11 protein-coding genes and 1 other annotated feature are annotated in these 14051 nt (G+C 36.5%); of the genes, 5 read left to right on the top strand and 6 right to left on the bottom strand.

Going from position 1 to position 14051, the window contains the following annotated elements:
• Window positions 1-108 precede the first annotated feature (108 nt).
• Window positions 109-1077 carry a quinone oxidoreductase family protein gene (locus MKY49_RS01190; RefSeq protein WP_341385417.1) on the bottom strand — a complete coding sequence of 323 codons (969 nt, stop codon included), beginning with the start codon at window positions 1075-1077 and terminating at the stop codon, window positions 109-111.
• Window positions 1078-1140: 63 nt separating this feature from the next.
• Here MKY49_RS01190 and MKY49_RS01185 point away from each other — a divergent pair, with 63 nt between their 5' ends.
• Together MKY49_RS01185 and MKY49_RS01180 are read left to right on the top strand one after the other, a co-directional pair.
• Window positions 1141-1764 carry a hypothetical protein gene (locus MKY49_RS01185; RefSeq protein ID WP_341385416.1) on the top strand — a complete coding sequence of 208 codons (624 nt, stop codon included), beginning with the start codon at window positions 1141-1143 and terminating at the stop codon, window positions 1762-1764.
• 52 nt (window positions 1765-1816) lie between these two features.
• Window positions 1817-2080, top strand: a binding site (T-box leader).
• Between the two features lie 65 nt (window positions 2081-2145).
• A complete protein-coding gene (locus tag MKY49_RS01180; protein WP_341385415.1) occupies window positions 2146-3387 on the top strand; it encodes an MFS transporter in 1242 nt (413 codons plus the stop codon).
• A 100-nt stretch (window positions 3388-3487) separates the two neighbouring features.
• On the opposite strand, the gene MKY49_RS01175 is transcribed toward MKY49_RS01180, so the two are convergent.
• A complete protein-coding gene (locus MKY49_RS01175) occupies window positions 3488-4216 on the bottom strand; it encodes an IclR family transcriptional regulator (RefSeq protein ID WP_274795341.1) in 729 nt (242 codons plus the stop codon).
• 431 nt (window positions 4217-4647) lie between these two features.
• Between MKY49_RS01175 and MKY49_RS01170 the strand changes: the two genes are divergently transcribed.
• Both MKY49_RS01170 and MKY49_RS01165 read left to right on the top strand, forming a co-directional pair.
• Window positions 4648-6252, top strand: coding sequence for a M20/M25/M40 family metallo-hydrolase (locus tag MKY49_RS01170; protein WP_274795340.1), 1605 nt, complete (start codon window positions 4648-4650; stop codon window positions 6250-6252).
• Window positions 6253-6340: 88 nt separating this feature from the next.
• On the top strand, window positions 6341-7837 hold the full coding sequence (locus tag MKY49_RS01165; protein WP_274795339.1) for an alanine/glycine:cation symporter family protein: 1497 nt from the start codon (window positions 6341-6343) through the stop codon (window positions 7835-7837).
• Between the two features lie 101 nt (window positions 7838-7938).
• Here MKY49_RS01165 and MKY49_RS01160 read toward each other — a convergent pair whose 3' ends face one another.
• The 4 genes from MKY49_RS01160 to MKY49_RS01145 form a co-directional block, all read right to left on the bottom strand.
• Window positions 7939-8889, bottom strand: coding sequence for a methyl-accepting chemotaxis protein (locus MKY49_RS01160; protein ID WP_341385414.1), 951 nt, complete (start codon window positions 8887-8889; stop codon window positions 7939-7941).
• A gap of 136 nt (window positions 8890-9025) precedes the next feature.
• A complete protein-coding gene (locus tag MKY49_RS01155) occupies window positions 9026-10210 on the bottom strand; it encodes an NAD(P)/FAD-dependent oxidoreductase (RefSeq protein ID WP_274795337.1) in 1185 nt (394 codons plus the stop codon).
• Between the two features lie 45 nt (window positions 10211-10255).
• Complete coding sequence (locus MKY49_RS01150; RefSeq protein WP_274795336.1) at window positions 10256-10684, bottom strand: DUF1641 domain-containing protein; 429 nt, start codon at window positions 10682-10684, stop codon at window positions 10256-10258.
• 419 nt (window positions 10685-11103) lie between these two features.
• Window positions 11104-11721: a TetR/AcrR family transcriptional regulator gene (locus MKY49_RS01145; RefSeq protein WP_274795335.1), complete on the bottom strand. Its 618-nt coding sequence runs from the start codon at window positions 11719-11721 to the stop codon at window positions 11104-11106.
• 125 nt (window positions 11722-11846) lie between these two features.
• Here MKY49_RS01145 and MKY49_RS01140 point away from each other — a divergent pair, with 125 nt between their 5' ends.
• The gene (locus MKY49_RS01140) at window positions 11847-14033 is read left to right on the top strand and encodes an MMPL family transporter (protein ID WP_274795334.1); all 2187 of its coding nucleotides are present in this window, start codon (window positions 11847-11849) and stop codon (window positions 14031-14033) included.
• Window positions 14034-14051: the final 18 nt, after the last annotated feature.

Here is a 14051-nt window from a genome sequence, read left to right as displayed (position 1 = left end):
ACGACAAACCCTTTGCGCGTAAAATCGCTATTGGTTGATTGATTTGTTTTTCAGCACTAAAAAAGATGATACTCTTTGCTATAAGAGCGTCATCTTTTCCTTACTTTTTTATATTTTAATAAGTATTTTCCCTTGATGCTGTCGGCTCTCCATAAAATCATGCGCCTTTTGCATTTCCTCTAAACTAAACACTTTAGCAATTGGCACTTGGAAGCTGTCTTCTTTTAATAAAGTAAAAATATCCTGCGCAACTTGTTGTAACATCTCTGGTTTTGAAGCTCTAGTTGTGCCTAAGCTAAACCCTTTTATATTACGGCAGCTACTATGTAAATCTGATGTTTTAATATTTCCTGCACGGCCTCCACTATTGCCAAATTGCACCAGTGTCCCATAAGGTGCTAAACAAGCCAAACTTTCTTCGGTTATAGCTCCTGCAATAGAATCGAATACAATATCAACACCACGGCCATCTGTTAATTTATTGACATGATTACTAAATTGATCGTATATGAGGACATGATCTGCACCTAGTTGTTCAACAATTGTAGCCTTCTCTAAATTACTTACCGTACCAATAATTTGTTTTGCACCAAGCTTTCTTGCCATTTGGATGAGCATTGTCCCTACTCCACCTGAAGCAGCATGAATTAATACAGCATCATGTTGACTAATGGGTGCTATCTGATGTGTTAAGATATACGATAAAAAAGAAACAGTCGGTACAGCTGCAACCTTTTCAAAAGGTACATTACTTGGAACTTTAAAAACTAATTGCTCCTTTGCTATCACATATTCTGCGTAAGCGCCACTTTTGGGGAATGCAATGACTTGGTCACCCTCTTGAAAAGCACTGTTATTTCCGAAAACCTCTTCAATAACACCAGCAACATCTAAGCCTAGAATCATCGGGAAATTTGCCTTCGCTTTATTACCCGAACGGTTTTTAATATCTGCATAATTGACACTAGTGAAAGATGTGCGTATTAAAACCTCTCCTTCAGAGATAGTAGGCTTAGGACAATCTATATATCTTAAAACATCAGATCCACCAAACTCATTCATAACAATTGCTTTCATTTATTTCCCCCTCCTTGTTATAGTAAATTATAAACTAAATATAGAAATAATGGAGGAACCTACATGAAAATCAAACCGAAGCAAGATATGTACAACGGTATATCCTACAACTTTTTTGATAACAATAGCGATAAAATATGTTTTATGTTCTCTGGGACTGGCTATAGCTATGACAAACCTATTCTTTATTATTCAAGGTTACTTGTGCTAGAACTCGGCTATGATGTCATTCAAATTAATTATACATTTGCACAACAGCAATTCGAGCAGGAGCCCCAAGCTATATCGAATATGGTTTATAGCGTTGTCAATCCTATTGTAGAAGACTTTTTACAAACAAAACCTTATACACATGTTATTTTCATAGGGAAATCTTTAGGTACCATGCCTATTATCGATTTTTATATGCAGCGACCTTCCTTAATTCCTGCTAATTATGTGCTCTTAACACCTCTTTTGTCACTGGAACATACAGTGACAAATCTATTAGACAAACATGCTTTTTTGGCAATTGGCACAGCTGACCCCCATTATTCACAGGAAAAAATAGCACAATTAACTTCACATAAACTTTCTGTTTTCGAAAATCTTGATCATTCACTTGAAATCCCTTCTAATATAGCGCTCACTATTCAGTACTGTCAGTCGCTAATGAAACAATTAAAGGCATTTCTGCAAATTAATTAACTAAATTTCCAACGGGTTATTTACCAGAAATATCTATCTATGCTACACTATCAAAAATACAGAGAAGAGAAGAGTAAATAAGGCTGTTCTTCCCAGAGAGCTCGAGTTGCTGAAAACGAGCAAGAACGAATTATTGAAACAAGCCTCGGAGTAGCGCATTGGATTTCTATTTGACTGATGGTGCGACGGGAACTCCCGTTATAGAGTTACAGTATAAGCATAGGCACTATGTCGTACTGAAAAGGCTATTATGGTGACATAATAGTGAACTAGGGTGGCACCACGTGAGTATAAATTCCACAATCTCGTCCCTAAGACTATACGTCTTGGGGGTGGGATTTTTTATTTGCAAATCACGACTTTGCTGAAGGAGGAATTTATATGAAAAAATCTTTAGAGGCCTGGCGCTATCCTGCTATCCTATTGTGTAGTATTGGTATCTCTAGTATTGGTGAATGGATCTATTTTATTGCCTTAAATCTGATTGTCTTGAAGCTTACAGAATCAGCTCTTGCTGTTTCTGGCTTATATATTGTAAGAGCATGCTCATCCTTGCTCACTAATTTTTGGTCAGGAAGCCTAATCGATCGTTTTAATAAAAAAAATTTAATGATTATTTTAAATCTTTTTCAATCTATACTAATCGTTTTACTCCCTTTCTTTTCTAGCTTAGTATCAATTTATATCTTAGTCTTTATCATTACAGTAGCTAGCACTATGTATCATCCAACATCTATGACTTATATCACTAAATTGATCCCTAATGCACAACGGAAACGTTTTAATTCCCTGCGTAGCCTTCTCGATTCTGGGGCATTTTTAACTGGTCCTGCTATTGCTGGTTTACTATTTACACTTGGAACACCCAATATGGCCATATACTTAAATGCAATTGCTTTATGTCTATCAGCCTGTATAACCTTTAAGATGCCTAATGTTGAAGCTAATGAAAAATTTGATAATGTAACAGAAAAAGCATCGCTTTACCGAGTCTTACTATATGATTGGCAAATGGTCATACGTTTTAGCTTAAAAAATCGCTACGTCATGATGATCTATTTGTTGTTTAGTACTACCGTCGTTTTGATGACAGCAACCGATTCTTTAGAGGCAGCTTTTGCAACACAAGTTCTTGCATTGTCAGAAGGACAATATGGAATTTTAGTCAGTCTCGCAGGAGCAGGTGTGTTAATTGGCTCTATAACCAATTCAGCATTTGTCGAAAAAATTCCTACAGCATGGCTCATCGGTATGGGTTCTCTTTTAACAGCAGTAGGTTATTTGGTTTTTACTTCATCCTTTACTTTTCTTATTGCTGCTTTAGGATGCTTTCTATTGTCATTTGCAACTGCTTTTGCGAATACAGGGTTTTATACATTTTATCAAAATAACATTCCCACTAAGAGCATGGGGCGAATTGGAAGTATTTACGGATTCTTTGAAGCTCTTTTTATCATTATATTCACCGCTGTATTTGGGTTAGTTGCTGAATGGATGACAATCCGTGCAGTTGTCTTTAGTGCTTCCTTTTTCATGTTGTTAACCGCTATTATTCTACTACTGTTAACTACACGACCTTCGAAAAGACGCTATTACCAAGGCATTGAGAGTAGCAGGAAATAACCATTCTTTCTAAAACTGAAGCATTTGTGTTTTAAAAAAATTTAACCATCTAACGTCTACTATACATTGACATTAGATGGTTATTAAAATGGAGAATGTTTTAGATATATCCTAATTCAAATGAAAGCTGCTGTGCTGTTTTAATTACTTCTTTTGTTATACTCTCCAATTTTTCAGCATCTGTATCATATTCAAAGCATTCAGCGCTGATTGCTGCAATTGGTTGTTTATTTGAATCAAAAATAGGTGCTGCTATTGATACTGTTCCCTTTGTTTTTTCCCCAAAGCTTATGGCAAATCCTTTTTCTCTCACACCATTGAGCTTCTCAATCAATTCTTCTTTCTCTTGCTCTTCAAGTTGTTTTAAAAATTGCTGCTGTAGCTCACTTCTAGAAAATGCAAGCAACACTTTATTAGGAGCTCCGATAGGATACGGGATTTTCTCACCAATCATATCAATAATACGTACATTTTTAGGACTATCAATTCGATCAATAATAATGGATGCAAACTGTTTTGCAATACTTAAGTAGATCGTTTCACGAACATTATAGGCAAGGTTTTCTAAGAGAGGATGCGCTTTTTCCCTGATATCTGTTTCATGATACATTTTCATACCAAGTTGCAACCATGTATAGCCCAGTCGAAATTCCTTTTTATTATCATTTCTCTCTACTAAATCAAAGTTTTCTAATGTATACAATATTCTGTAAATTGTGCTAGTTGGTAGGTCTGTTTCATTAAAAATTTCCTGCACAGAAAAAAACCGTTTTGGATGTCTTGCTAGCATATTTATAACTACCATTGCTCTTTCTATTGATTGTATCATTCCATTTCTCCCTTCCATTATCCTATATGACCTCTACTCTAAAGCTTTACAGATCTAAAATAGCTGTTAGGGGAATAATTTAGAAATTACAATTCATGCAAATTATCAAATCTTTCATGTGCTTTTTAAATTTAACATGTAGCCCCTGCTTTTGAATGTAGTTTCATTTTATTTTAACTAATTTTTAAATATTTAAATAGATGCTAGATGAAATATGTCTAGAGGAAATCACTATTAGTACGGAAAATTACAAGTATTCTTAAAAATTAAAATTGACAATTTTATATTTTCCCTTTACGATAATTTATATTCCATTATGCAGATTAAATTTCGTATAGTGGAATTTATAAATTAAAGGTAATCCAAATAACACACTTTATGATTTATATAATTTTCAAAAAATTACAATTTACTATAAAAGGAGAAATTTTATGAATACTTTTATGTGGAATACACCTGAAAAACTACGTGCCCTACTTTGTGAAATTGTTAGCTGGGAAAGTCGAACACTAACAAAGGGCGAAAATGAATTTGCCTATAAATTAAAAGATAAATTGTTAACGCTTCCATATTATAAAAATCATCCTGAGTATATTGAATTACATGATGCCGGTTTAGGAAGAAATGCTGTAACAGCCTTATATAAGCATCCAGCGGCAACGGAAACAGTCGTGTTAATTAGCCACTTTGATACTGTGCATACGGAGGAATATGGAGAGCTAGAGCCATTAGCTTTTTATCCAGAGGAATTAACTAAAAAGTTAATGGAACCGAAATATAAAAAAGATTTGCCAGAGGCAGCTCGAATTGATTTGGAGTCTGGTAATTATTTATTTGGCCGCGGCACAATGGATATGAAAATGGGTCTGGCGTTACATATGCAGTTGATTGAAAAAGCTAGCTTTGAGCAATGGCCGATCAATCTATTATTGACAGCTGTGCCGGATGAGGAAGTGAACTCTGCAGGTATGCGAGCAGCGGTAGTAGAGCTTGTAAGACTACGAGAACAACATGGTTTAACGTATAAATTATTTTTAAATAGTGAACCGTCCTTCTCACAAGGACCATCTGATACGAATGAATATATTTATTCAGGGACCATAGGTAAGATCATGCCCGCTGCCCTGTTTTATGGGAAGGAAACCCATGTTGGTGAGCCATTAAAAGGCATGACTGCTAACTTTATTGCTTCCTATATGACACAGCATATGGAGTGGAATCCACTTTTCCGTGAAAGTGATTTAGGTGAAAGTACACCACTACCCGTCTCGTTACAATTAAAAGATTTAAAAATGGAATATTCTACACAAACGCCCTACCGTGCGGCAGCCCTTTACAATGTCTTTTTGCTAAAACGTACAGCTGCAGAAGTGATGGCTATTTTTGAACAGGTTGCACTAGAAGCTATGGCTGCTTGTAATGACCACTATGAGCAAATTTGTACACGAGAAAATGTACAGGGCGTAGGCAAGGTAAAGGTTTTACGTTACGAAGCTCTATTGGAACATGCCATCGAAAAATTAGGTGCTGAAGAAGTACAAGCAATTAAACAGCAAGTTCTACAGCATAGTGAATGGGATGATCGTGAAAAATCCATTCGCATCGTAGACCAGCTCATGATTCGCTGTCAGGAATTAGCACCAGCGACGGTTCTGTTATATGCACCACCATACTACCCTGCCATTAATTCATCCAATCATCCACTAGTAAAACAGTCGATTGAATTGATGAAAAAGACAGCCCAAACATTTGGTGTTGAAGTAGAACAAATTCATTATTTTAACGGGATTTGTGATTTAAGCTATGTAAACTATTCAGATGCATCCAATGAGTGGCTAGCCTTTGAACGAAATACACCTGTCTGGGGCGAAACGTATAGCATTCCATTTAAAGAAATGACAGCCCTCCAAGGCCCTGTCTTAAATGTCGGTCCATTTGGCAAAGATGCACACCAAAAAACAGAACGATTACATGTAGATAGTGCTTTTAAAGAAATGCCTATGATGATTGATACGTTAATTAAAAGCTTATTGTAAGAAAAACTTCATTCAAAATGGTTTTCACTATCTCTAATTTGAATTGTCACCAATGTATCTAGGATGAATATAGAAATGAGGTTGTTATATGGATTTTGCCGCTTTAACAGGGAAAATAGCAGGGATTATTTGGAGTAATGCTTTAGTTTATCTTTGTTTAGGAGCAGGAATTTATTTTTCACTTCTCATGAAGTTTCCACAGCTACGTCTTTTCAAAGATATGATTAAACAATTGTTTAATAGGAAAAAATCAGCAAATGGTGTTTCATCTTTTCAAAGTTTTGCTATGGCATTAGGTGGCCGTGTTGGTATTGGTAATATCGCCGGTGTAGCGACAGCAATTTATTTCGGAGGACCAGGAGCTATATTTTGGATGTGGGTCATCGCCTTTTTAGGTGCTGGTGCTGCCTATATTGAGTCCGCTCTAGCACAAGTTTGGAAACAAGAAATTGCAGGCGAGTATCGTGGAGGACCAGCCTACTACATCGAAAAAGGGCTGAAAAATAAGCCATTTGCTATACTGTTTGCCATTGCTACTATTTTAGCAACTGGTTTCACTGGCTCTGGTGTCCAAGCCTTTAACATTGCAGATTCTACAAAAAGTGCATTCGGGATTTCACCAATAATCACAGGTATCATTGTTTCGGCAATATTTGGATTTGCTATTTTCGGCGGAATCAAAAGGGTTGGTAAAGTTGCTGAGTATGCTGTACCGTTTATGGCAACAGCTTACATACTTCTTGCGTTCGTTATCTTATTTATCAATATAAAAGAAGTGCCTGCTATATTTGCATTAATTTTTAGCTCTGCCTTTAATTTAAATGCTGCATTCGGAGCTGTTTTTGGGAATGCCATTATGTGGGGAGTAAAAAGAGGTGCTTATTCAAATGAAGCAGGTCAAGGTACAGGAGCACAAGCAGCTGGTACCGCAGAAGTATCTCACCCTGCCAAACAAGGGCTTGTACAAGCATTCTCTGTCTATGTAGATACATTACTTGTTTGTACAGCTACAGCCATTATGATTATCTCTACAGGTAGTTACAATATCGCCCATCCTAACGGTGGATTTATAGTCGAGAATCTTCCTGGAGTTGAAGCGGGTACAGCTTTCGCTCAAGAGGCTATTAACTCATTTATTCCTGGCTTAGGAAGCCCGTTTGTAGCAATCGCTGTATTCTTCTTTGCCATTACTACAATGCTTGCTTTTGGAGTATATACAGAGAGTAATGTTGCTTACTTATTTAAAAACAGTAAAAACTTTGGGACTATTTCAGTTGTTGTAAAGGTACTATTGGTTATCTCCATCTTTTTCGGTACTATACGTTCATCCTCGACGGCTTGGAATCTTGCGGATATTGGTGTAGGAACCCTTGCTTGGTTAAACCTAATAGCTATTATCCTATTAACAAAGCCAGGTATTGCTACGTTGAGAGATTATGAGGAGCAAAAGAAAATGGGGCTTGATCCAGTATTTATTCCAGAGAGATGCGGTATAAAAGATGCAGAATTATGGAATGACATTACTGAAAAGAACTATCCAGATCAATTAGCCGCTTTAAAAGAAAAAGTTGGCGATTTTAAATAAACAAATGAACCCTGTAATAGACACTTTAGGAGGTCTATACAGGGTTTTCTTTATTAAACCTTAAAAATTTTAGAATGGTTTCAATAGTGTAACCTATTTATTTATTCAGTTGGGAAATATTTTACTTGCTCTACTGCTGCTAAAAGTTTTTTCGTCACAATTTCGGATTCATCAATATGGCTTGTTAGGACATGATTAGTTTCATCGAATAAGGCTGTTGTCGTTTTAAATTTATGCATCACATCTTCGTTTGATAGTTTTTGATCTTTAATGGAATCTAATAGCTCATTAATTCCTCTTTGAACATTGGTCATAATTTGTAGTAATTGATCAATTTTCACTGAGGTTTTAGCACTTTTATCAATACCTTCCGTTACTAGCTGCATATTATTTTTATTATCTTCGTAAGCAAGTGCAATTTGTTCCTCAATTTTCTTTGTTAAATTTGCAATATCCTCTGTGCTAGTTTTCGTGTTTTCAGCTAATTTCCGAACTTCCTCAGCAACAACTGAAAAGCCTTTACCATGCTCCCCTGCTCTTGCTGCTTCAATTGATGCATTCAAAGCTAGTAAATTTGTTTGATTTGAAATTTCCCCAATAACATTTACTATTTCTGCAATTTGCTTGGATCGTTCACTTAAATGGCTCATGCTTAAAGAGGTTTTCTGAGATTGCTCTCCTAATGCATCAATAAGCTGTTCAACTTCATGGACAGCTTGCTTGCTTTCTACTGATAATGTCATCATTTGATCGGATGAAGAAATTAATACATTGCCTTTATCTAGTGCGTTTTCAGAAATCTCCTTAGATTGAATTGTGCTTGCCTCTACTTTATTAAACTCTCCCACAATATCAGCAACCATTTCTCCTAAAATTGCATGCTGATTATTTACCTTGTTATGTTGTTCAATAGTTTCAATGATTTCCTTATGTAACAGATTTAAAAATAATTGAAATTCATGGTCTTTTTTATCTAATGTCGCATTTAGCTCATCAATTTTCTTTTTAAATTGCTCAACATCCTCTTCTTTTGATCGAAATATCGTGAACATCGTCCTATCACCCCAAGTAAATTTTTCCTATTCAATTAATTTTATCCATTACCTTACGATTAATCAATAATATCCCAGGTTTTTACACAAAAAAATCCCCTTAAACGCAAAATTGCATTTAAGGGAATTCACTATTTTAATATGCTAAACCGAATAAAGCTTTAATATGTGTTAAATAACGAATGTTAGAAGCTTCTTTCATTAATGTTGCAGGAAGACCTTTAAGCTCTGTGTTGCTAGCTCCGATTGTAGCAACAGCATCTTTACGACCTAAGCTTGCAAGTGTACCAGAGTTAACTGCTGAGAATGGTTTCATTTCTTGGTTTTTATATTGTGCAAATACATTGTAACCAGCGCATTCACCCATTTGCCAAGCAACTTGTGCAGTTGGAGCGTAAAGCGGACGACCACCATCTGCTGGTAATGCAACAGACGCGTCACCAATAACAAATACGTCTTCATGAGATGTAGATTGTAAGAATTCGTTGATTGTTGCTTTACCACGATCAGCTGCTAGACCTGATTCGCCTACGATTGGAAGTGGAGCAACTCCACCTGTCCAAACAAGTGTATTGGCAACAATTGGTTCACGATCTTTAAGAGAAATAACATTACCATCCACACCAGTTACAGGCGTACCAGTAATAAATTCTACGCCACGTTTTGTTAAGCTTTCAGTAGCGCGTTGGATAAGTGTATCTGGAAGTACTGGTAAGATTTTTGGACCAGCTTCAACAAGCTTAATTTTAAGATCAGCAAAATTAACACCGTGTTTTGCAGCGATTTTCGGGAAGTTGTCCACGATTTCACCAACAAGCTCAACACCTGTTAAACCGCCACCACCGATAACGATTGTTGCGTCTGCTTCATCTTTAGACTGAGCATATGCTTTAATGCGGTCTTCAATATGCTTGTTAATTTTGTTGGCATCATTTACTGATTTAAGTACCATTGAGTTTTCTTCTAATCCTGGGATACCGAAGAATCCAGTTTGGCTTCCTAAAGATACAACAAGTGTATCGTAAGTTAATGTATAGCCATTATCTAAATCAACTTTTTTAGTATCTACATTGAATTTTGTTACTTTCGCAATGTGTAGATCGATATCTAAACCTTTAAAGATTTTTTTAAGTGGTAGAGCAACAGCACCTTCTGCAATTGTACCACCAGCTAAACGGTGAAGCTCAGTGATGATTTGGTGTGTTGGAAATTGGTTTACTACAGTAATTTTAGCTTCATCAGCTGATAGATACTTACGTGCTGTTAATGCAGTTAAAACGCCAGCATAACCTGCACCTAAGATGACGATTTCTTTTGACATGATTAATTAATCCTCCGTCCTTACGAATTGAATTTACCTTGAGTCTTATTTAGCTTTACGCTCTGCATTTACTTGTAAGAAAGCATTAACAAAACGGAAAACATTTTGAACTTGAGGGTCTTTTAACATTTTCACAAGACCGAATAAACCAATTACTTCATGGCTTTCAGCTGCACGGTCTTTAGCTTCAATTGCAGTTGCTGCAAGGTTTTTCGCAGAGCCCACTACAGGTCCAGCGATTTCTGTTACTGCTCCAACAGTATCATTTTTAAGCACTTCGTCTGTTGCAACAGCTTGAGCAAACTCGTATGATTTCGTTAATAATGTCATCATTTCAGTTAACTTTGGTAATTGCTCAACTAAAGTTGTAAGAGATTCTTGAACTTCAGGCTTTAATAATTGATCTAGCACATCTAATTGTTCTTTGCTCACAGTTACTTGCTCAGCCTGTGTTTGGTTATTCGTTTCTGACATTTTGAACTCTCCTTTGCCATCACTAGTACTATTTTTTATTGCCTACATGTAAAAAAGACCATTAAGGTAAAACTTAACAGTCGTTACAGCGTATATCTTACACATTCACCAGTCACAAGGGCTGGATAGCGTTTCGTATGACTTGTTATTACAATGTTTACTTTAAACCGCAAAAAGCGCATCATAATACCATCCTTATCTTGTCTTGGTGACATTACAACCTTCATTATAAGGCTGTTTGTACATTATTTCAATGAGCTAAATCACAATTTCGACAATCTTTTCAAAATTCATTGATTTCGTCAACTATTTATTGTATTTACGTTTGTATTTTGTCCTAGATGTAAAAAAATACTATTAGGAATTTTGCGCAAGCTATTTCTACGAAGATTCCATTTGTTTTCACCTAAAATTTAGTCTTAAACTTGGACAGAAAGCCAGAAAAATTCCACTATTTCTTTTGCAGCAATTGCCTCTGTTTGAAATAATCTATTTCCATCCCCATCTTTAAAATATCCTACAGACATCAGTGCCATGAAGGTATGGGCAAAAAATGTTGAATTTCCTTTTCTAATAGTACCCTTATCCATTTCCATTTCCATGGCTCGCTCAATCGTTTGGTACATTCTGTTTTCAGAAGCATGAACTTGACTTAACTGGTCTTCTGATAAATTAATGGCCGCCTCTTTCATAAAATTTTTCATATCAATATCGATTGTTGCTGATAAATGAATCTCAACAAGCTGTTCAAGCCGTTCTTTAAATGGTTTCGACTGCTCTAAAATTTGTAGGATAGATAGCTTGATACGATCCATCATTGCGATTAATGCAGATGTATATAACTCGCCTTTAGTTGGGTAGTAGTAATAGATAGTCGCCTTTGTTACGTTACAAGCTTTTGCTACATCATCCATCGACACATTTTTGTAGCCCTCTTTAATAAAAAGCCTTGTGGCCGTTTCAAGAACAATATCTTTTGTTGGTTTCGCATTTTCATCATGGCGAGGTCTCCCGAGAACACGCGGTGATTGTTTCATCAAGTTCGCCTCCTTAAATAAAGCATTGTTTTAACACATATTATAACATATTAATATTTCTTGATTGATTAATTAACCTTCTAGTATATATAATTAAGTCACTTACATGAAATGGAGGTCTTTTGATGAAAAAACATCCACTTGAGCAATGGGGCTCAATGGTTGCAAGTAAAAAGGGGCGATTAGTAGCACTAGCTTTTTGGGTGTTATTAGTAGTTGTGCTGTCATTTGCTTGGCCACAAATCAATAGCATAGAAAGCGAGTCGGGCAAAAATTTACCTGACACTGAAATGTCTGAACAAGCGGCAGCGATTATTGCAGAGCAATTTCCTAATGATGCTGGAACACCCTTATTGCTAGTATGGCATCGTGACAGTGGTCTAACATCCGATGATTTTTCAGCAATCCAGCGTGTTTACAGCGAGCTTTCGGCAAAGCCATTAGCTCATCAAACTCTTGTCCCACCATTTGACCAAATGCCAACTCAAGCTTTAATGGCTTCTACTTCCGAAAATGGCACCACAATAGTAACACCTGTGTTTTTTGAAAAAGGAGTCGCGACAGATTTGCTACAGGATAGTTTGGATAATCTAACAAAGATTATGGAGCGCTACCAAGTCCAACAAGATAAAGAACTTTCCAGTGATGGACTTCATGTGCGTTATTCTGGACCAGTTGGGATTGCTACAGATGCTGTTAGTTTATTTTCTCAAGCAGATGTAAAACTATTAATAGCAACAGTATTACTTGTTTTAGTATTACTTATTATTATTTACCGTTCACCATTGCTAGCTATTATTCCTTTACTTGTTGTTGGGCTTGCCTATGGTGTTATCAGTCCGACCTTAGGTTTCTTTGCTGACCATGGATGGATTGATAAGGATTCACAAGCAGTTTCTATTATGACTGTTTTACTTTTTGGTGCGGGGACTGACTATTGTTTATTTTTAATATCTAAATATAGAGAAATTCTCTTTGATGTGGAGGATAAGACTGCCGCTATGAAGCTGGCTGTCAAAGAATCAGGCGGTGCTATTTTAATGAGTGCCTTAACAGTTGTTATTGGTCTAGCTACACTCAGTCTTGCTCATTATGGTGCATTTCAGCGTTTTGCTGTCCCATTTAGCTTTGGCGTGCTGGTGATGGGAATTGCTGCTCTTGTTGTCCTACCGGCTATTCTTGTACTAATAGGGCGCGTCGCTTTCTTTCCATTCATCCCCCGTACAGAGCAAATGGCCACTAAAAAAGGTAAGAAACAACATAAGCCTTCCCATAAGGTTAGCCATAAAATCGGACATTTTGTTACGCATAAGCCATGGATTGTTATCACCATAACGGTAATATTACTGGGAGGATTAGCAGCATTTGTTCCACGTATTCAATATACCTTTGATTTACTGTCATCCTTCCCGAAAGATATGCCGTCTCGAGAAGGTTTTACATTAATAGAAGAAAATTTTTCGCCTGGAGAATTAGCACCTGTGCAATTAGTTATTGATACTGAAGGGGCTAATGTTAATTTACAGCAGCAACTTACAGCAATCTCCTATATTGATGGAGTTGAAGATGTACGAACAGGCGAAAAAAATAATGACATTCAATTATACGAACTCACTTTAAATGCCAACCCATACGCAAAGGAATCATTAGCCCGTATTCCTGATCTTAAAACTAAGGTTATTAAAATTTTGGAGGATCAAGGACTTACTAATGCGGAGAAGCATGTATGGATTGGTGGAGAAACTGCTAGCCAATATGATACAAAACAAATAACTAAGCGTGATGAAACGGTGATCATGCCAACGATGATTGCATTAATCGCATTACTATTGTTTGTCTATTTGCGTTCCATTACAGCTACTATTTATTTATTAGCAACCGTTATTATTTCTTACTTCGGTGCATTAGGCGCTGGATGGTTAATCTTACACCACATCATGGGGGCAGAGGCCATTTCTGGAGCTATCCCACTGTATTCCTTCGTGTTCTTAGTCGCACTCGGAGAAGATTATAATATCTTTATGATTTCGGAAATTTGGAAAAAACGTAAAACAGTCAATCATTTAACAGCTGTAGAAGAAGGTGTAGTTCGGACGGGAAGTGTTATTACATCTGCTGGCCTCATTTTAGCAGGTACATTTGCTGTTCTTGCCACATTACCGATTCAGGTACTTGTACAATTTGGTGTTGTAACAGCGATTGGTGTGCTTCTCGATACATTCATTGTAAGACCATTGCTAGTTCCAGCAATCACAACAGTACTTGGTAAATATGCATTCTGGCCAGGTAAGTTATTTAAAAAAGACGCTTAAAGGATAACACGGATATTA

It is taken from the genome of Lysinibacillus sp. FSL M8-0134, assembly GCF_038069745.1.
Lineage (GTDB): Bacteria > Bacillota > Bacilli > Bacillales_A > Planococcaceae > Lysinibacillus > Lysinibacillus irui.
Note: the sequence above shows the minus strand (reverse complement) of the source record. Positions and strands in the feature narration are given on the sequence as shown.

Coding starts and splice junctions, on each gene's coding strand:
- MKY49_RS01190 (WP_341385417.1), bottom strand. CDS start 1,077: ATGAAAGCAATTGTTATGAATGAGTTTGGTGGATCTGATGTTTTAAGA.
- MKY49_RS01185 (WP_341385416.1), top strand. CDS start 1,141: ATGAAAATCAAACCGAAGCAAGATATGTACAACGGTATATCCTACAAC.
- MKY49_RS01180 (WP_341385415.1), top strand. CDS start 2,146: ATGAAAAAATCTTTAGAGGCCTGGCGCTATCCTGCTATCCTATTGTGT.
- MKY49_RS01175 (WP_274795341.1), bottom strand. CDS start 4,216: ATGATACAATCAATAGAAAGAGCAATGGTAGTTATAAATATGCTAGCA.
- MKY49_RS01170 (WP_274795340.1), top strand. CDS start 4,648: ATGAATACTTTTATGTGGAATACACCTGAAAAACTACGTGCCCTACTT.
- MKY49_RS01165 (WP_274795339.1), top strand. CDS start 6,341: ATGGATTTTGCCGCTTTAACAGGGAAAATAGCAGGGATTATTTGGAGT.
- MKY49_RS01160 (WP_341385414.1), bottom strand. CDS start 8,889: ATGTTCACGATATTTCGATCAAAAGAAGAGGATGTTGAGCAATTTAAA.
- MKY49_RS01155 (WP_274795337.1), bottom strand. CDS start 10,210: ATGTCAAAAGAAATCGTCATCTTAGGTGCAGGTTATGCTGGCGTTTTA.
- MKY49_RS01150 (WP_274795336.1), bottom strand. CDS start 10,684: ATGTCAGAAACGAATAACCAAACACAGGCTGAGCAAGTAACTGTGAGC.
- MKY49_RS01145 (WP_274795335.1), bottom strand. CDS start 11,721: ATGAAACAATCACCGCGTGTTCTCGGGAGACCTCGCCATGATGAAAAT.
- MKY49_RS01140 (WP_274795334.1), top strand. CDS start 11,847: ATGAAAAAACATCCACTTGAGCAATGGGGCTCAATGGTTGCAAGTAAA.